The 17779-nt window shown below is 63.8% G+C and carries 17 protein-coding genes; 7 read left to right on the forward strand and 10 right to left on the reverse strand.

Annotated features, from left to right (window positions below; all coding sequences use genetic code 11):
• The first annotated feature begins 125 nt into the window (after nt 1-125).
• Complete coding sequence (locus DB708_RS17230) at nt 126-809, forward strand: class I SAM-dependent methyltransferase (protein ID WP_108923799.1); 684 nt, start codon at nt 126-128, stop codon at nt 807-809.
• Here the strand turns inward: DB708_RS17230 and DB708_RS17235 are convergent.
• From DB708_RS17235 to DB708_RS17250, 4 genes are all read right to left on the reverse strand, one after another.
• Nucleotides 790-1866: a prenyltransferase gene (locus DB708_RS17235; protein WP_108923801.1), complete on the reverse strand. Its 1077-nt coding sequence runs from the start codon at nt 1864-1866 to the stop codon at nt 790-792. The two genes, DB708_RS17230 and DB708_RS17235, sit on opposite strands and share 20 nt — an antisense overlap.
• Nucleotides 1853-2611 (reverse strand): class I SAM-dependent methyltransferase, encoded by a 759-nt coding sequence (locus DB708_RS17240; RefSeq protein ID WP_108923803.1) that lies wholly within the window; start codon nt 2609-2611, stop codon nt 1853-1855. The genes DB708_RS17235 and DB708_RS17240 overlap by 14 nt, the downstream gene beginning before the upstream one ends.
• Nucleotides 2605-3861: a glycosyltransferase family 4 protein gene (locus DB708_RS17245; RefSeq protein ID WP_108923805.1), complete on the reverse strand. Its 1257-nt coding sequence runs from the start codon at nt 3859-3861 to the stop codon at nt 2605-2607. The genes DB708_RS17240 and DB708_RS17245 overlap by 7 nt, the downstream gene beginning before the upstream one ends.
• A 328-nt stretch (nt 3862-4189) precedes the next feature.
• Nucleotides 4190-4813: a TetR/AcrR family transcriptional regulator gene (locus DB708_RS17250; protein WP_108923807.1), complete on the reverse strand. Its 624-nt coding sequence runs from the start codon at nt 4811-4813 to the stop codon at nt 4190-4192.
• 61 nt (nt 4814-4874) lie between these two features.
• Here DB708_RS17250 and DB708_RS17255 point away from each other — a divergent pair, with 61 nt between their 5' ends.
• The 4 genes from DB708_RS17255 to DB708_RS17270 all read left to right on the forward strand — a co-directional run bounded on the left by DB708_RS17255 (nt 4875) and on the right by DB708_RS17270 (nt 9127).
• Nucleotides 4875-5699, forward strand: coding sequence for an SDR family NAD(P)-dependent oxidoreductase (locus DB708_RS17255; RefSeq protein WP_108924375.1), 825 nt, complete (start codon nt 4875-4877; stop codon nt 5697-5699).
• A gap of 179 nt (nt 5700-5878) precedes the next feature.
• On the forward strand, nt 5879-7435 hold the full coding sequence (locus DB708_RS17260) for a GMC family oxidoreductase (RefSeq protein ID WP_165839863.1): 1557 nt from the start codon (nt 5879-5881) through the stop codon (nt 7433-7435).
• 95 nt (nt 7436-7530) lie between these two features.
• Complete coding sequence (locus DB708_RS17265) at nt 7531-8322, forward strand: alpha/beta hydrolase (protein WP_108923811.1); 792 nt, start codon at nt 7531-7533, stop codon at nt 8320-8322.
• A 22-nt stretch (nt 8323-8344) separates the two neighbouring features.
• The gene (locus DB708_RS17270; RefSeq protein ID WP_108923813.1) at nt 8345-9127 is read left to right on the forward strand and encodes a DUF1906 domain-containing protein; all 783 of its coding nucleotides are present in this window, start codon (nt 8345-8347) and stop codon (nt 9125-9127) included.
• A gap of 5 nt (nt 9128-9132) precedes the next feature.
• Here the strand turns inward: DB708_RS17270 and DB708_RS17275 are convergent, their stop codons facing one another.
• The 5 genes from DB708_RS17275 to DB708_RS17295 form a co-directional block, all read right to left on the reverse strand.
• Entirely contained in the window at nt 9133-10008 is an 876-nt protein-coding gene (locus DB708_RS17275) for an alpha/beta fold hydrolase (protein ID WP_108923815.1), read from the reverse strand.
• A 187-nt stretch (nt 10009-10195) separates the two neighbouring features.
• Nucleotides 10196-12400 carry a catalase/peroxidase HPI gene (gene katG, locus DB708_RS17280; protein WP_108923817.1) on the reverse strand — a complete coding sequence of 735 codons (2205 nt, stop codon included), beginning with the start codon at nt 12398-12400 and terminating at the stop codon, nt 10196-10198.
• Nucleotides 12401-12449: 49 nt separating this feature from the next.
• On the reverse strand, nt 12450-12890 hold the full coding sequence (locus DB708_RS17285; RefSeq protein WP_108923819.1) for a Fur family transcriptional regulator: 441 nt from the start codon (nt 12888-12890) through the stop codon (nt 12450-12452).
• 75 nt (nt 12891-12965) lie between these two features.
• Nucleotides 12966-14252: a L,D-transpeptidase gene (locus tag DB708_RS17290; RefSeq protein WP_108923821.1), complete on the reverse strand. Its 1287-nt coding sequence runs from the start codon at nt 14250-14252 to the stop codon at nt 12966-12968.
• A gap of 202 nt (nt 14253-14454) precedes the next feature.
• Nucleotides 14455-15498 (reverse strand): class I SAM-dependent methyltransferase, encoded by a 1044-nt coding sequence (locus tag DB708_RS17295; RefSeq protein WP_108923823.1) that lies wholly within the window; start codon nt 15496-15498, stop codon nt 14455-14457.
• Nucleotides 15499-15591: 93 nt separating this feature from the next.
• Here DB708_RS17295 and DB708_RS17300 point away from each other — a divergent pair, with 93 nt between their 5' ends.
• The gene (locus tag DB708_RS17300) at nt 15592-15996 is read left to right on the forward strand and encodes a PPOX class F420-dependent oxidoreductase (protein ID WP_108923825.1); all 405 of its coding nucleotides are present in this window, start codon (nt 15592-15594) and stop codon (nt 15994-15996) included.
• Nucleotides 15997-16041: 45 nt separating this feature from the next.
• Nucleotides 16042-16848 carry an MOSC domain-containing protein gene (locus tag DB708_RS17305; RefSeq protein ID WP_108923827.1) on the forward strand — a complete coding sequence of 269 codons (807 nt, stop codon included), beginning with the start codon at nt 16042-16044 and terminating at the stop codon, nt 16846-16848.
• A gap of 3 nt (nt 16849-16851) precedes the next feature.
• On the opposite strand, the gene DB708_RS17310 is transcribed toward DB708_RS17305, so the two are convergent.
• A complete protein-coding gene (locus tag DB708_RS17310) occupies nt 16852-17589 on the reverse strand; it encodes a cutinase family protein (protein WP_108923829.1) in 738 nt (245 codons plus the stop codon).
• Nucleotides 17590-17779 lie beyond the last annotated feature (190 nt).

The raw sequence follows: 17779 nt of genomic DNA on the forward strand, positions 1-17779 counted from the left end.
GAGTAGAACGCGCACAGCACGATGTTAAATCGAATCCGTCTCCGCCGCTGGGCTGGGTGAACTCCGATCCCGACGGACCCCGACCACGATGTCGGCCACAGCACGCCGACCGATAGGTTCAGCCCATGAGCCACACCGACGCGAGTGCACCCGAGCGCCTATTCGCGCTGGCCGAACGGGTGACGGGTTTCATGCCGGACGACGAGGGGCGCGCGCTGTACGACGCGGCGCTGCGATACCTCAACGGCGGTGTCGGTGTCGAGATCGGTACCTATTGCGGCAAGTCGACCCTGCTGCTCGGCGCAGCGGCGCAACAGACGGCCGGAGTGCTGTTCACGATCGACCACCACCATGGCTCCGAGGAACATCAGGCCGGCTGGGACTACCACGACGCCTCGATGGTCGACGAGGTGACCGGATTGTTCGACACGCTGCCGACGTTTCGACGCACCCTGGACGCCGCCGGGCTGGACGACCACGTGGTGGCGGTCGTGGGTAAGTCACCGATCGTGGCCCGCGGTTGGGGGTCACCGCTGCAGTTCTTGTTCATCGACGGCGGCCACTCCGAGGCCGCGGCCACCGAGGACTTCAACGGCTGGGCGAAATGGGTGAACGTCGGCGGGGCACTGGTCATCCATGACGTATTCCCCGACCCGAAGGACGGCGGGCGTCCGCCGTATTACATCTATTGCCGCGCACTAGATTCCGGTCAGTTCCGGGAGATCTCCGCACTTGGGTCGCTGCGGGTGCTCGAACGCACCAACGGTCGGGTCGGCGAGCCGATCGAGGTCATCGACCGGGCCCGGTAACCACACACTCACAATCGAAGTCGGTCTGCAGACCCAGCGGCAGACCATGGGCGCGGAAGATCCCCGCGCCCGCGGTGGTGTCCGACAGCGCGTCGGCCGCCAGGATCACCGCCGCACCGGTCCACGCGGTGCGCTCTTCGGGCCACCGCTTGCCGTCGGCGAATACCAGACCGGTCCAATACGAACCGTCTTCTTCGCGCAAGTGCTGCATCGCCGTGAATTGCTTGTGCGCCGCGGAGCGTTGCCCGATGGCTTCGAGCGCCATGACCAGCTCGCAGGTTTCGGCGCCGGTCACCCAAGGCCGGTCGGCCACGCAGCGAATGCCGAGACCGTCGACTACAAAGTCGTCCCAGCGCTGCTTGATTCGTGCTACAGCGGCCGGGCCCCGCAGCGCACTACCGAGGATGGGGTAGTACCAATCCATCGAGTAGCGGTCCTTTTCGGTGAACGCCTCCGGATGCGCGACCAGCGCATGCCCCAACCGCCCCAATGCCAGCTCCCACTCAGGCTGCGGGTCGTCCAGCAGGGCAGCCAGCGCAAGCGCACACCGGATGCTGTGGTACACACTGGCGCAACCTGTGAGCAGGGCTTCGCGTACTGGCCCGGATCCGCTTCGAGCCCAACAGATCTCACCGTAGCCAATCTGCAGATCGATGACGAAGTCGATCGCCTTGTGGACCGTCGGCCACATGGATGCGGCGAATGATTCGTCACGGGTGACCGACACGTAATGCCAGACACCCGTGGCGATGTAGGCGCAGAAATTGCTGTCGCTGTTGGCGTCTTCGATTGTCCCTGCCCGGAACTGAAGGGGCCAGGAGCCGTCGGACCGCTGAGTGCGACGGCTCCACTCATATGCAGCCCGGGCCGGTTCCAGCAGTCCGGCAGCGGTGAGCGCCATTGCCGATTCCACGTGATCCCACGGGTCGGTGTGTCCGCCGTGAAACCAGGGGATGGCACCCGATGATTCCTGCTCGGCGGCGATGGACAGGGCTGTCTGGCGACACTGCTCCGGACTGAAGACACCCGGGACTGCCGGCGCGTTAAATCGACGCAACTGAATACCCCGGGGTGGCTTCGACTTCCGCTGGCTGCGGCTTGGTGAAATACATCGCCACGCTCTTGCCCACGAGAGGATTGAGCACCGACTCCGCGATCCGGGTGAGGTTCGGCCGCTGCATGAGATCCCACACCAGGAGTTTATGGTAGGCCGTGACCGCGGGGTGCTCGGTATTCTCAACCCCGACAGCGCACTTCAGCCACCAGAACGGCGAATGCAGTGCATGCGCATGATGGGAATGCGTCAAGTCCATGCCGCTATCGGCGATCTTGTCCCGCAGTTCGCTGGCCCGGTAGATGCGGATGTGGCCGCCCAGGTTGGCGTGATACTCGTCGGACAGTAGCCAACAGACTTGTTCGGGAAGCCACCGCGGCACACTGACCGCCAGCATGCCACCGACTTTGAGTACCCGGATCAGCTCCACGATCGCCTCGTCGTCTTGCGTGATGTGTTCCAGGATTTCGGATGCGATGACACAGTCGAATGTCTGGTCCGGGTAGGGCAATTTCAACGCATCACCGACGACCGTCTGCGCTGATGCCGCGGCGGGCGCCTCGCCGCCTTCGGCCATCGCTTTCAGAATGGCGTCCACAGACTGCAATTCGTCTTCGTCGCGGTCGAACGCGATGACGTCGGCACCGCGGCGGTATGCCTCGAATGCATGCCGGCCGGCTCCGCAACCCACGTCGATGACCTTGCTGGTGGGCCCGATCCCCAGCCGATCGAAATCGACTGTCAGCATTGCAGTTCGCCTTCGGTCGCGGCCTTTCGTGCGATTGCCCGCTGATAAACCTGCACGGTTTGCGCAGCGACGGCTTCCCAGCTGAACACGCTGACGGCGCGCGCTCGTCCCGCCTTTCCCAGGCTGCGGCGCTTTTCCGGCGAATCGAGGAGCTCACCGAGGGCGCGGGTCAACGCGTCGACGTCGGCGGGCGGCACCAATTCGGCGCACGCGCCATCGGTCCCGAGAACCTCGGGCAATGCTCCCACCCGACTCGCGACGATCGGGGTACCGCTCGACATCGCTTCCACGGCAGGAAGCGAAAAGCCTTCGTAGAGCGACGGAATACAGGCGACCTCTGCCGAGGCGAACAAGGCTGCCAACTCGGCATCGGAGAGCCCGCTGGTGATGTGCACGATGTCGGAGATGCCCAGTTCGGCGATCAGCTTGTGCGTGGGGCCGTTGGGCTCCACTTTGGCGACGAGCCGCAACTCGACATCCCGATTCATCCGAGTCTTGGCGACCGCGTGCAGCAGAGTACTGACGCCCTTCAGCGGGGTGTCGGCGCTGGCGATCGCGATGATGCGTCCCGGTTGCCGTGGGCCCGAACCCGGTTGGAACAGTTCGGTGTTCACACCCAACGGCACAACGTGCAGCTGATCCGCCGACACCCCGAAGTCGGAGACGATGTCCGCGGCCGACGACGACGAGACCGTCAACAAGTCCGGAATCTGGCGCGCAACCTGTTCTTGCATCGTGGAAAACCCATACCAGCGGTGCACCAACGGCTTTCGCCACCACTTTGCGGCAGCCACATCGAGCACCCGGTCACGGGTGATGGGGTGGTGCACGGTCGCGACCACCGGCATCCCGGTGCCCGAAATCGTGAGCAGTCCGGTGCCCAGGCTCTGGTTGTCGTGGACGACGTCGAAATCTCCGGCACGCTCAGCCAACAGCCGCGCAACACGCATCGTGAAAGTCCGCGGCTCGGGGAACCCCGCGGTCCACACGGTGAGGAGTTCCAACAGGTCGATCGAGTCGCGGATCTCGCTCGGGCGCGGCACCCGGAACGGGTCGGGCTCGCGGTACAGGTCAAGGCTCGGCACCTTGGTCAACCGCACCCGGGGATCGAGCAGTTCCGGATACGGCTGTCCGGAGAAGATTTCGACATCGTGACCGAGTTCGACGAGACCGTGGCTGAGATGGCGTATGTAGACGCCCTGCCCACCGCAATGGGTCTTACTACGGTAGGACAACAAGGCAATACGCATACTCAACTCTTCTTTGCTGGTTAACGAACGCGGAAGGGCGCCGAATCCATTGCGATCAACGAGCTCCCGAACCCCGTGACAGCAAACTGGACATGTGTCCAGACTATAGTTCGATCAGCTAATCGACGCAACGCGCCATCGGTGCCCTTCAATCCTAGGTTTCGGCGACTTTCGTCCATCCGTGCGGCCGCCAGATCACTGTTCCAGGCCGTGCTGAAACGCTTGCCGCATGGATCGTGTTGTGAGCCAATGGGCTCATCATCGATCGATGCCGGGGAGCAATTGTTTGCTGGCGTAAGCGCCGGCGTGGCACAGACGAAGTCCCGGTTCAGCGGTCGAACAGATCGGACAGGGCGTCGGAGACCATGATTTCGGGGCTTTGGTCGATCCCGACATTGCGCAGCTCACCGTCGATGGCCAGAGATGCGATGCCGTGCACGAGGGACCACAGCGGTCCGGCGGCCTCGCGCGGTTCTTGGCCGCGCAGCGACCCGGCGGCCTGACACGCGGCTATCCCGTCGAGCAAAACTCCAAAGGCTTGACCTGCAGCGACCGCCAGGCTCGGGTACTGGGTTTTGTGGGTATCCGCGCCGAACATGACGCGGTACTGGTCCGGATGACCAAGGGCAAAACGCACATATGCGCGACCTATTTCAATCAGCTTCTCCGTCGGCTCCGACACGGCATCAACGGCGGCCGTCAATGCCGTGTGGAGCTCAAGAAATCCCTGTTCAGCGACTGTAGCGAGTAGGTGGGCCTTGTCGGTGAAGTGACGGTACGGAGCCGCGGCGCTGACGCCCGCCCGTCGCGCCGCTTCGGTCAACGTGAAACCCTTTGGCCCCCGCTCGGCCACGAGCGAGAGCGCGGCGCTGGTCAGCGCTCGTTTGAGATCGCCGTGGTGGTAGCTGTGACGCGGCTTCGCCGTCGCAGCAGGTGCCTTCTTCGCAGACATGTTGACGACATTAACATGCTGACTTATGTTTATGGCATTCACATTTTTGGAAGGAGCCGAAATGTCAACTCAACGACACGGGGGAGCCGGCGGCTGGGCGGTGATCACGGGTGCCAGCTCTGGTCTCGGCGCGATCTTCGCCGACATGCTGGCCAAGCGGAGTTTGTCATTGCTACTGGCCGGACGCGACGAAGTTCGGCTAAACGCGGTGGCGCAGCGAGTTCGCCATGGCACTGCCGGGATTGACGTCGAAGTGGTCGTCGGGGACCTGGGCACCCGGTCGGGCGTCGATGCCCTCGCGGTGCGGCTCGAGGGACGTGCGGTCGAGGTGCTGGTCAATAATGCCGGGTTCGGCACGTACGGGCGGTTTTCGGAACTGGATGCCGACCGCGAGCATGAGCTGGTCGCGGTCAACGTCGATGCGCTGGTTCGTCTCACGCATGCGGTGCTTCCCGGAATGCTGGCCCGCGGTCGCGGCGGCATCCTCAACGTCGCCTCCACGATCGCGTTTACGCCCGGGACCTATCAGGCCACCTACGGCGCCTCGAAGGCTTTCGTACTTTCGCTAAGCCGGGCGTTGTGGGCAGAGACCCGGGGCTCGGGCGTAACGGTGACTGCGCTGTGCCCAGGACCCACCCGCACCGGATTCGTCGATGCACTGGGATCGGATGTCTCGCACACCGCGATCTACCGACGCCTGGCGGCACCGGAGCCGGTGGTGTCAGCGGGACTGCGCGCACTCGACCGAGGCCGAGGCGTCGCGGTCCCCGGGTGGCGCAATCGGATCATGTCTACCGCCAGCAGCTTCTCACCCGGTTGGCTTTCGGCCTTGATCAGCGCCCGGTTGCTGCGGCCCGCGGCCGCGACGACACATGCAGGCCGCTGAAATGTCCGGCAAGCTCGTCGGCTTTCTCGCCAGTCGCCTCATGAAAGCCGCCGAACGCCTGTAATCCACATCACATCTGACAACCCGTGCTCCACTTGCTCCGAATTGAGGCTATCCACACGGGAATTCGTGGGTCCGGGTAACCATCCGGCCCGTCCCAGCGTGGCTAGGACGGGGTCATCGTGAAGGCGGCAGTACGAACAAGCTACGACGTGATCGTGTGTGGCGCCGGTTCGTCGGGATCGGTCATCGCCGGACGGTTGGCGGAAAATCCCGACGTCTCGGTCTTGCTGGTGGAGGCCGGCGGGAGCGACGAAGTTCCCAGCGTCACCGAGGCGAGCCAGTGGCCACTGAATCTGGGCAGTGAACGCGATTGGGGATTCGTGTCCGACCCCGACCCCAGGCTGCACGGGCGCTCGATCGGATTCTCGATGGGCAAGGTGTTGGGTGGCGGATCCAGCATCAACGTAATGATCTGGGCACGCGGGCACCGCAGTGACTGGGACCTGTTCGCGGCCGAGTCCGGTGAACCGGCCTGGGGCTATGAGGCGGTCCTGGATCTGTACAAACAGATCGAGGACTGGCACGGCGTAGGCGAGCCGGACCATCGAGGCAGGGGAGGCCCGGTGTTTGTTCAGCCGGCTCCAGGCGCACATCCGGCCGCCGCCGCGACGGTGAAAGCGGCTAGGACACTGGGGATCCCGACGTACCAAAGCCCCAACGGTCGCCTGATGGAAGATATGCGCGGTGCCGCGATCACCGACCTGCGTAGCCGCGGTGGAAAACGCCAGTCGATATTTCGCACCTATGCCGCCCCATATCTCGACAAGCCGAACCTGACCGTGGTCTCGAACGCGTTGGTGACACGGGTCGAATTCGAGGGGAATCGGGCCACCGGCGTCGACATCCTCCATCAGGGCACGATCCATCACGCGACCGCCAACGTCGAGGTTGTGTTGTCGCTCGGAGCGATTCACACGCCCAAGGTGCTGATGCAGTCTGGCATCGGCGACGCGGACGAACTGTCCCGGCTCGGTATCGCGGTCCGAGAACACTTGCCCGGGGTCGGACGTAACCTTCAAGACCACTTCGGGTTTGACTGTGTCTGGGAGCTGCCCGAGGACGTGCAGGGCAGCACCGAGTCGGGGGCGACGCTGTTCTGGGACTCCGGCCTCGGCGACCATGACGGACCGGACCTGTTCGCCTGTTTCGCTCCCTTTGGCAAGTCCACGCCCGAAAACGTCGCCAAATATGGGTTACCGCAGAACGCATGGGTCCTGTTCGGCTCCCCGACGCACCCCAAGAGCCGCGGGCAGTTGCGATTGACCGGTCCCGATCCGAGCGACCCGCTTCGGATCGAGGCGAACGCACTGTCTGATCCCTACGATGTCAAGACGGGCATCGCCTGCATCGACACCCTCAGGGAATTAGGCAATTCCGCTGCGATGAGCCCTTATGTCACGCGCGAAGTCATGCCGGGCAACCTGACGGGTGACGAGTTGGAAACCTACTTGCGCAACGCAGTCACCACCTATTGGCACGAATCGGGAACGGCGAAGATGGGCCGTGACCAAATGTCGGTGGTCGATGGACACCTCAACGTCTACGGCGTCGAGAAGCTGCGCGTCGCCGACGCGTCGATCATGCCGCGCATCACCAGTGGCAACACCATGGCGCCCTGCGTAGTAATCGGCGAACATGCCGCACAGTTCATCAAGGCCGACCACCGGCTCTGACAACAAGCAATGTCGGGCCTCGGATCAGGCCGCCGTGCATCCGGCAACGAATCCATAATGACCAAACATCAAAACCCCGATAGGAATTGACAATCATGATTGAAGTCATCGACAAGGGTGAGACGAGTGAGGAGCACCCGCACCCATTGCTTTTTGTGCACGGCGGCTTCCAAGGCGCATGGTGCTGGGACGTGAATTTTCTCGACTACTTCGCGGGGCGTGGGTTTCGTGTCGTAGCGCCCAGCTATCGCGGCCACGGCGCTAGCCCCGTGGACAAATCGATGCGGCTGTGCTCGATATCGGACTTCGTCGAAGACGTCGCCTCCATCGCTAATACCCTTGTACCACAGCCTATTCCGATCGGGCATTCGATGGGTGGTTTCATCGTGCAGAAGTACCTGGAAAGCAACGACGCGCCGGCCGGAGTCCTGCTGGCCTCCGCACCGCCGCGCGGACATCTGCGGAGCATGTTGCGGGCAATGCGCAAGTATCCGTTGAGCAGCAACAAGTTCGCGCTGACAGGTCGGCCGGCCGACATGTGCGGGGGGACGCTGGCGGGCGCACGAGATACGTTCTTCGGCCCGTCGACGCCCGAGTCCGTGGTGATCGAAGGCATGGGGCGGCTGCGGCCGGACAGCACGCGGGCAATCCTCGGCGACATGGTCGCACTCAAACTCGTGAAGACAACCCGAGTTACCACGCCCCTGCTGGTGCTCGGCAGTGAGCACGACGGGATTTACCCACCCGCCGACGTGCGCAGGACGGCAAAGGCCTACGGCACCGAGGCAAGTATCTTCCCGAGCATGGGACACGAGATGATGCTGGAATCCGACTGGGTGACCGTGGCCGACCACATCGTTTCCTGGCTGAACGAGCGAGGACTCTAGCTGGTTTTGCTACCATCGCGCGATGCCCGATTCGGCTGCGCCACGATCTGTTTCACGACGCAAAATCTTCAAATATGCCGTCGCTCCGGCGCTACTGAGCCTGACCGCAACGTGCGGTGCACCCCGGGCCGCCGCCGACAACATCCAGCTAATCGACTTTGCGGAGAAACGAATCTCGCCGGATGAGATCAAAGCCGCCGGTTACGCCGGGGTGATCAACTACGTCTCGGCGGAGCGGCCGGGGGCGCATTTCGAAGCGAAGCCCATCACTCGCCAGTACGCGGACGCATTGCGCGCAGCAGGACTTCAGATCGTCAGCAACTTTCAGTACGGCAAGCCGGGATGGCCCGCTACCCCGTCTGATCTCACCCGCGGACACGACGGTGGCGTGGCGGACGCTCAAACGGCCCTGCAACTCCATACCGCTGCGGGAGGCCCGAATTCGGCACCAATCTTCTTCAGTGTCGACGACGATATAGACCAGAGCACTTGGAATACCGTTGCCGTCGACTGGTTTCGGGGAATCAACTCGGTACTCGGCGTAGGACGCACCGGCATCTACGGCCACAACAACGCGTGCGGGTGGGCGATCAGGGACGGCGTGATCGGCAACTCGACGAGTGCCGGACACCGCTGGGCATGGCAAACACGGTCGTGGTCACATGGCCAGCGCGAGCCCATGGCGGTGCTGTACCAAGCGATCGTCAACAGCCCATCCAATCCCGGCCCCATTCTTGGCGGCATCAACGTGGATGTGGACGACGTCCTCGCGGCCGATTACGGACAGTGGGATCTCAACCGCTGAGCCCGCTACATGCCCAGCGGCACCGAGCTGCCCGTCGCCTGGGGTGTCGTCGAGGCGATGAAGTCCTCCAGGATGTCGGCCACCGCCGCCGGCGCTTCCACGTGGGGGAAGTGCCCGACACCCTCGATCACCTCGAGGCGACTGCCGTCGAGCGCATCGTGGGCAGCGTAGGCGTGCGCGACCGGAATGATCCGATCCTGATCACCCCAGATCAGCACGGTAGGCAAGCCGGCCGCGACGTGCAGCTTGTTGAGCGCGCTGACCGCCTGACCGCGATAGTCCACGACTGAGCGCAACGTCCGCAAAAACGCCTGACGGGTCCGCGCGTCCGACAGCGAGCAATACGCCTGCCACATCTCACCTGCTCGCGGTGCGCGAACCCCCGCGGTCGCCAACCATGAACCCACCTTGTTGCCGACGTTCAGCACGGGCTGCGGCGCGACCACGGGCAACACCAACTCGGCACCGGGTGCCGACAGCATCCGCAGCACCGGGCTGAGCTCTGGGCCGAGGCCGCCGCTGCCGATCAGGGCCAGCCGCTCGCAGTAATCCCGGTGCTGATGGGTGAATTGCATCGCGATGCCGCCGCCCAGCGACTGCCCGACCACGGTTGCGCGCGTCACGCCGAGTTCGTCGAGCAGATCACGCAGAGAAACCGCGAATGCTCCCAGCGAGTAATCGCCGCGGGGCTTAGCGGACTCGCCGTGGCCGAGCAGGTCCGGCGCGATGACGCGGTACTTCTTGGCCAGCTGCGGGATGATCTCACGCCAGGTGGCCGAGCTGCCTGCCATCCCGTGTATCAGCAGAAGGGCTTGACCGTGGCCGGCTTCCCGGTAGGCGATCCGGTCGCCGTGCAGTTCGATGTACCTCAAGTCGCTCATCTCAACCGTTTACCCAGCTTTACTCGTTGGACGCATCGGCGCTTCAACAAAGCGTACGCAACTTACGCTGTCGTAGGTTACTCGTGGGTAGTAGTGTGGCGGGCCTCACGGGCTCGCCGAGACGAACGACACCCCGCGAACCGGGGCGCCCGCGGGGTGTCGTCTGGTAGCAGCGATCAGGCCGGTATCACTTGAGGTCGTACCGGTCGTTGTTCATCACCTTGACCCACGCCGCAACGAAGTCCTCGACGAACTTGCCTGCGTTGTCATCCTGCGCGTAGACCTCGACGAGAGCCCGCAGGATCGAGTTCGAGCCGAACACGAGGTCGTTCGCGGTTGCGGTCCACTTGGGAGCGCCAGAGGCCCGGTCGCGGCCCTCGTAGACGTTCTCCTGGGTCTCCGACGCCTTCCACTCCGTGCCCATGTCGAGCAGGTTGACGAAGAAGTCGTTGGTCAAGGCGCCCGGCTTGTCGGTGAACACGCCGTGCTTGCTCCCGCCGTGGTTGGCACCAAGGGCACGTAAGCCACCGATGAGCACCGTCAGCTCCGGACCAGTCACACCGAGCAGGTAAGCCCGCTCCAGCAGGAGCTGCTCCAGCGGGGCCTTCTCCCCGGGCCGCGCGTAGTTGCGGAACCCGTCGGCTCGCGGCTCGAGCACCGCGAACGACTCCACATCGGTGTTCTCCTGGGAAGCATCAGTACGGCCGGGGGCGAAATGCACCGCGATGTCGTACCCGGCCTCCTTGGCCGCCTTCTCGACCGCCGCCGAACCGGCCAACACGATCACATCAGCCAGCGAGATCTTCTTGCCGCCCGACGCCGAGGCGTTGAAGTCCTGCTGGATCTTTTCCAGCACGGGCAACACCTTGTCCAGCTCGGATGGCTCGTTGACCTCCCAATTCCGTTGCGGCTCAAGACGAATCCGCGCCCCATTCGCACCACCGCGCTTGTCGGTGTTGCGGTAGCTGCCCGCCGCCGACCATGCGGTCTTAACCAGCTGGGGAACGGTCAGGCCGGACTCAAGCACCTTCTTTTTCAGAGCCGTCACGTCCTTGTCGTTGACCAACGGGTGGTCGACGACCGGAACCGGATCCTGCCACAGCTGCGGTTCGGGAACCCACGGACCGAGGTAACGCGAAATCGGTCCCAGATCACGGTGCAGCAGCTTGTACCACGCCTTGGCGAACGCCACCGCCAGCTCGTCGGGGTTCTTCAGCCAGCGCTGGGTGATCTCGCGGTAGATCGGGTCCTCTCGCAGGGAGACGTCGGTGACCAACATCGTCGGAGCACGGCCCGGTCCGCCGAACGGATCGGGAATGGTGCCCGCGCCGGCGCCGTCCTTGGCCGTGAACTGCCAGGCTCCGCCCGGGCTCTTGACCAGCTCCCATTCGTAGCCGTACAGCGTCTCCAGGAAGGTGTTGTCCCACTTGGTCGGGGTAGGCGTCCATACCACCTCGAGGCCGCTGGTGATGGCGTCCTCGCCCGAGCCGCTGCCATAGGAGCTCTTCCAGCCGAGCCCCTGCTGTTCGATCGGGGCGGCCTCGGGCTCGGGGCCGACCAGATCACCGTTGCCGGCGCCGTGGGTCTTGCCGAAGCTGTGGCCGCCGACGATCAGCGCAGCGGTCTCCTCGTCGTTCATCGCCATCCTGCCGAAGGTCTCGCGGATGTCGATCGCCGCGGCAACCGGGTCCGGTTTACCTTCGGGGCCTTCGGGATTCACGTAGATCAGACCCATGGTGGTCGCACCGTAGGGTTCCGCAAGATCGCGCTTGCCGGAGTAACGCTTGTTGGTGCCCAACCATTCGCCCTCTTCACCGAAGAGGATCTCCTCAGGCTCCCACACGTCGGGGCGACCGAAAGCGAACCCAAAGGTTTCGAATCCCATCGACTCCAGCGCAACGTTGCCGGCCAGCAGCAGCAAGTCCGCCCAGGAGATCTTGTTGCCGTGCTTCTTCTTGACCGGCCACAGCAGTCTGCGTGCCTTGTCCAGGCTGGCGTTGTCGGGCCAGCTGTTCAGCGGCGCGAAGCGCTGCAAGCCCTGACCGCCACCGCCGCGGCCGTCGTAAATGCGGTAGGTGCCGGCGGCGTGCCAGCTCATCCGAATGAAGAAGCCACCGTAGTGGCCGTAGTCGGCGGGCCACCAGTCCTGGGAGGTGGTCAGCACCGACACCAGGTCGGCCTTGACGGCCTCGACGTCGAGCTTGGCGAACTCTTCGGCGTAGTCGAAGTCGTCGCCGAGCGGGTTGGCCTGGGGTGAGTGCGGGTGCAGCCTCGATACGTCGATCTGGTTGGGCCACCAGTCCTGGTTGGTCCGGGGCGCATCACCCTTGGGCTCGGGGGCCGCGATGCCCGGGTTCTCACTCTCGCTCTTGTGGGATGTATCTGATGACACAGCATTCCTTCCGGTGGTGGGTGAATCGGGCTGTGATCACGGGCTGTGATCAGGAATCTGCACTCGAGCAGTTGGGGCAAGTGCCCCAGTAGATGACTCCCGCCTCATCGAGGACGAAGCCATCGAGAACGTTGTTGTCGTCCGACGGGGTCAGGCAGGGGGCGTCGCCGACCGCGCAGTCAACGTCGCCGATGATGCCGCAGGACCGGCATACGACGTGATGGTGGTTGTCGCCGACCCGAGATTCGTATCGCGCGACCATCCCCAATGGCTGGATGCGCCGGACCAGGCCCACCGCCGTGAGGGCATTGAGCACGTCGTACACCGCCTGACGCGAAACGTCGGGGAGACCGGCTCGCACCGAGGAGAAGATCGTCTCGGTGTCGGCATGTGGATGGGCGTGCACTGCCTCCAGGACCGCAATCCTGGGCCGGGTCACACGCAGATCGGCAAGCCTCAACCGCTCTGCGTAGTCCGACGTTGACGACACAAGGCCAATATGGCCCACTTATCTGGAATCAGTCAAGACTTTATCGGTGCAACACCCCGTAAAAATTTGGTGTCGCTAAGCGGGCTTCAACGCGCTGCCGCCGCGCCACTGGTCCCAGCGCAGCGTCCAGTCGCCGTTTTCGGCCAGTTTCAACGATGGCCCACCGGTGTTGCGGATCTCGACCACGTCACCGGGAACCGAGAAGCCGTAGAACCATTTCGCGTTGTCGGCGTTGAGGTTCAGGCACCCGTGCGAGGTGTCGGTGTGTCCCTGCGCCCACACCGTCGCGTCGAGCTGGTGCAGATAGATGCCGTCGATGCTGATTCGGGTCGCGTAATTGATGGTCTCCCGGTATCCGAGGCGGGAGTTTTTCGGCAGCCCAAATGTCGAGGAGTCCATCACCACGGGATTGCCCTTGTCCAGCACGGTGTAGATGCCGGAGGGGGTCCACAGCGATATGGTCTGCGCGCCGACCGTCTCGGTGCCACCCATTCCCATGGAGGTGGGCATGGTGCGGACCAGAGCTCCGTTGCTGTAAACGCTGACCGTCTTGGTGGCATCATCGGCGATCGAGACGTGAGCGTCGCCGATCCGGAACGACACCCGGGTGTCCTCTTGCCCGAAGAGGCCGTCGCCCAGCGCAATTCCGTAGATTTTCGCTTCGGCGGTGACGGTGGTACCGGATGCGTAGTAGCTCTCTGGTCGCCAATGCGCGTTCTGCTCGTCGACCCAGAACCAGGAACCTTGCACCACGGGATCGGTCGTCACTTTCAGCTGTCGCTCGGCGGCGGCGCGATCGGCGATCTTCTCGTCGAAGTGGGCAACGACCACGGTGCCGACCCCGTAGCTGCCGCCGTTTCGCAGCGAGGCCTGCGATGTGGTGGTGAACGAGACTTTGGTCTGGTTCGACGGCTGCAGTGTGGAGAATGACGACACCTGAGTGGACACAACGCCGCCTGTGCCGCGACTGCTGACGTTCAGCGTGTAGGTACGTCCATAGCCCAGGGGAGTGGTGGGCTTCCAGACGGTGTTGTCCGGCGTCATCACGCCGTCGATCGACTTGCCGCCATCATTGACCATACGAACATCGGTGATCGTCCCGTTGTCAGCCTTCACCTCTACCTGCGCGACCGGGTCGACGTCGCGTGCATTGACAGCGGGAGTGATCGAAACCTTTGCCGCCCCAGACCCGTTCGCCGAGTCTGCCCGATGTGAGCACCTACCGTTCGGGCAGTCGGGGAGCAACACGACCTGCGCTGCACCGGCCACCGCGATGAAAACGAACACCACGAACAGGAAACGGCGTGGCCAGCTGATGCCAAGTATTCGGTGGACATACCCGGCGCTGCTCTTGGACGTCATTGAAACGGGGGATCCTCATGGGTCTCGTGATTGCTGCCCATCAAGTAGCCCGGCAGAAGCTCTCTGAAACCGATCCGTGTTGGTTCGCCCAGAGCATCGTCACCGTGAGGGGCGCTTCAGGTAGCCAGCGGAGCCGCGGCCCAGGGTTGAAAGTCGTTCCCGTTATTGATAACCCAGACGTCGGGCAAGGATCGTCGCCGAATCAACCCTGCTTGCGGTACACGAGCCAGCGCAACTCGATGGGGGATTCTTCACGCGCGACATCGAAAACGTCGAGACCATTAGCCCATCCGTCGAACCAGTCCGTGGGCGGCCAGGCGCCGTCGGGCAAATTTGCTTTCTCGTACTCGTAAGCCGAATCGTCGGAGACGAGCAAGAACGGCAATCCGGCCGCCGCCGTGGTGACCTCGTCACGGGTGAAGAACGTGGTGTTGCATTGCTGCCCAAGTTCTCGTGCGGCGTCGTCAGGGGTGTAGCCGTCGCGCGCCAAAAATGTGTTGAACACCAAACGACCGCCGGCGGCAAGACACTGCTCAGCGAGTTCGAACATGCCGCGCAGCTCGTGTGCGGTGCGGAAGTCGGGCACCACTTCGGCGAGCACGATCAGCTGATAGTCCTCGCGAACACCTTCCATCGCGACGAAAACGTCGCTTTGGATAACCCGGACATCGAGTGAATCCCGGTTGGCTTCCGCGCGAATGATGTCGGCGAACTTGGCAGCCAACTCCACCGCGTCGACCGGGTGACCACGGCGGGCCAAGGCGAGGGCATTTCGTCCGGTGCCGGCACCGACGTCCAGTACCCGACACGTGCTCGGGTCGGTGGCTTCGTTGGCGAGCGCCCAGACGCGCGCGTCAGGTGCGGTGCCGAACAACGGGCCCTCGCGGGTGGTGACCCAGTTGTCGTATTCGATGCCGACCGTGGACACTTGGGGTTTGACGCGGTAGTTCAGCATCGTGCCGAACGGTGCGCTGAACTGTATGACGATGTCCGAACGCGAAGAGCCCTTAAAGGCTTTCGCCAGTTCCCCTTGCAACACCTCCCTGAGCTGAGCGCGTTCCTCGTCTGTGTGCAGAATGCCCAGGCCGCCGAAGATGGTTTCGCACATCTTGACGTACTCGTCGAGCATGCCCGGAACGGCTGGCAGCTGAATCTGCCCCTCGGCATTCGACCGTCGATACAGCCGCCGGGCCATCGCTTCGCGCAGCGTGGACGGGTCGAAAGATCTGCGGGCCCGATCCTCCATCAGACTCTTGTACACGACCCGGCCGCTGACTGCACGATGGGGCGGGATACCCGATGCAAAGCGCGGCGTTATCCGTCGCCGAGAGGGGAGCTGATGAGCAAGGACGCGACCGCCCGGTTAGGCGATGAGAAGTTCGTATCTTTGACGACGTTCAAGCGCAACGGCGATGCGGTCGCCGCGCCGATGTGGATCGTCGGTGACGGTGCACACCTGTCAGTGTGGACACCGGCCGACTCGTGGAAGGTCAAGCGGATTCGACACGATCCCCGGGTCACGCTTACGGCATGCGGTCGAACCGGCAAGGTGCGGGCCGGCCAACCCGTCGTTGCGGGGACCGCCGAGGTGATCACCGACCCCGGGGAGGTCGCGCGCGTCGAATCACTTGTCAAGCGCAAATACGGATTCGGGTTTCGGGTCGTCACCCTTCTCGAAACCATCGCCGCCCGCGGTCGCAAACCGCGGTTCGCCCTGCGCGTCACGTTGCCAGCTGGTGGATGATGGTCGGCAACTGATTGTGCGGTGTCGCTTGATGGGAATGTTCAGATGAGGGTCGAGAGCTTGCGCCGGTACCCGGTGAAATCGATGCTCGGAGAAGCCGTCGATCACTTGTTCGTCGACGAACGTGGCGCGGATGGAGACCGGCGGCTGGCACTCCTCGACACCGCAACCGGGCATGTAGCGAGCGCTAAACAGGCGCGGCTATGGCGGGGGCTGTTGAAATGCACTGCCAGCGGAGACACCGGGGGCGTAAGCATTGGGCTGCCCGACGGTACGCGGGTCGCGGCCGACGACCCCGACGTCAATGAGCTGCTCTCGCGCCTGTTGGGACGTGCGGTCCAACTGGTCAGCAAGCGGCCGGATGGTGCGACGGTGGAACGTCCGGACCCCGAAAAGCTGCTTGACCTCGGGTTGGACGCCGAAATCGCGGGTCGCATCTTGGAGATTGGCCTGGGAACGCCGGGAGATTCGTTTACCGACGATGCTCCACTGCACGCGATCACCACCGCCACCCTGGAACACATCGGCGCCGAAGCCCTGCGCTACCGGCCCAATATCGTGATCGCGACACCGCCCGATTGCCCTCCTTACGTCGAAAATGACTGGGTTCAAAAGGAGTTCGACATCGGCGAACTTCGGCTACACGGCCTGGAACTTACCCCACGCTGCGTGGTACCGACGTTGGAGCACGGGCCGCTACCAAGAGCTCCGCAGGCGCTCCGCACACCCGCCGCCGAGAATCGTCTGGAAGCAGGCAGTTGCGGACTGGCAGCCTGCGCCGGCATCTACTTCAAGGCAACAACGAAAGGTGTTATCCGCGTTGGTGATCGGGTGGTCCTGGTAGACGCCTAGCGCCTAGTTGCCGAAACCATTGGGCGCGTGCGTCACTGGTGCCGGTGGGCCGGGGGCGGCATCGAGACGGCTGGCCGCAAAGGACGCGCCCTTGTCGATCATGGTGCCGTCGTCGGCGTAGGTGTTGTGCGCGGCGAAGTTCATACCATCCGAGCACACCGGGTCTTCTTCAGCGCAGACCTTGATGGTCTTGTCGGCATAGGTCGGCCCGATGACCACGGGCGGCTCGCCTAGGAAGTTCATCGCCCGCACGTTGGGCATACCGAAGAGCACCACCGCGGCGACATGGTCGGCGACGCCAGGCGCCAGCGGCTTGGGAACCGTCGCGGGATCAACGCCAGCGGGTACCGCGTCCGACGTCACGAAGCCCATCACGGCCGCGCCCTGGGAGAACCCGCCGAGCACCATCTTGGTCTTGGGGCAGCTGCCCGCCATCGACACGACATGAGCGCCGGCGTCCCTAATGCCGTCGATCCCGGTCTCCCACTCATTGCTGGCGGGGTAGTTGACCGCGTAGACGTCGACGGACTTTCCGCCCTCACGCCCACGCAGGTTGTCGACGAAGGCTTGCCCGGTCGGACCGATTCCCTCTGGCTCACCAGTACCGCGAGCGAACACCACTTGCGTGTCCGGGCACGGCTCGGCCGATGCTGGGGCAGGGGAGAAAAGGACAGAGGTGCCAAGGCTCAAACCTGCTGCAGCCGCAGGACCCACAAAACGCACGACGTAACCGGCAATCATGTTCAATTAAGTGCCCATCCAGGCCGATCACCAAACGGCGGATAATCCGCCCGCGTTCGTAGCGAACGCACTGGCCACCGGCGTGGACCCAGCGATTTGGGGCTGCGGCCGACGAACGCACCAGCGGGGGCGGGCACGCAGGGTCGTGGCCGAGGCGCGGCGACCCCCGATTTCACGTTGTGACAACGCG

Origin of the sequence: Mycobacterium montefiorense (assembly GCF_003112775.1) — a bacterium.
In the GTDB taxonomy this organism is placed as follows: Bacteria; Actinomycetota; Actinomycetes; order Mycobacteriales; family Mycobacteriaceae; genus Mycobacterium; species Mycobacterium montefiorense.

Bases quoted from the DNA above. Each gene is read 5' to 3' on its own strand.
- DB708_RS17230 (WP_108923799.1), top strand. From the start codon at position 126: ATGAGCCACACCGACGCGAGTGCACCCGAGCGCCTATTCGCGCTGGCC.
- DB708_RS17295 (WP_108923823.1), bottom strand. From the start codon at position 15,498: ATGGAGGATCGGGCCCGCAGATCTTTCGACCCGTCCACGCTGCGCGAA.
- DB708_RS17265 (WP_108923811.1), top strand. From the start codon at position 7,531: ATGATTGAAGTCATCGACAAGGGTGAGACGAGTGAGGAGCACCCGCAC.
- DB708_RS17250 (WP_108923807.1), bottom strand. From the start codon at position 4,813: ATGTCTGCGAAGAAGGCACCTGCTGCGACGGCGAAGCCGCGTCACAGC.
- DB708_RS17240 (WP_108923803.1), bottom strand. From the start codon at position 2,611: ATGCTGACAGTCGATTTCGATCGGCTGGGGATCGGGCCCACCAGCAAG.
- DB708_RS17310 (WP_108923829.1), bottom strand. From the start codon at position 17,589: ATGATTGCCGGTTACGTCGTGCGTTTTGTGGGTCCTGCGGCTGCAGCA.
- DB708_RS17290 (WP_108923821.1), bottom strand. From the start codon at position 14,252: ATGACGTCCAAGAGCAGCGCCGGGTATGTCCACCGAATACTTGGCATC.
- DB708_RS17270 (WP_108923813.1), top strand. From the start codon at position 8,345: ATGCCCGATTCGGCTGCGCCACGATCTGTTTCACGACGCAAAATCTTC.
- DB708_RS17305 (WP_108923827.1), top strand. From the start codon at position 16,042: ATGAGGGTCGAGAGCTTGCGCCGGTACCCGGTGAAATCGATGCTCGGA.
- DB708_RS17255 (WP_108924375.1), top strand. From the start codon at position 4,875: ATGTCAACTCAACGACACGGGGGAGCCGGCGGCTGGGCGGTGATCACG.
- DB708_RS17300 (WP_108923825.1), top strand. From the start codon at position 15,592: ATGAGCAAGGACGCGACCGCCCGGTTAGGCGATGAGAAGTTCGTATCT.
- DB708_RS17275 (WP_108923815.1), bottom strand. From the start codon at position 10,008: ATGAGCGACTTGAGGTACATCGAACTGCACGGCGACCGGATCGCCTAC.
- DB708_RS17245 (WP_108923805.1), bottom strand. From the start codon at position 3,861: ATGCGTATTGCCTTGTTGTCCTACCGTAGTAAGACCCATTGCGGTGGG.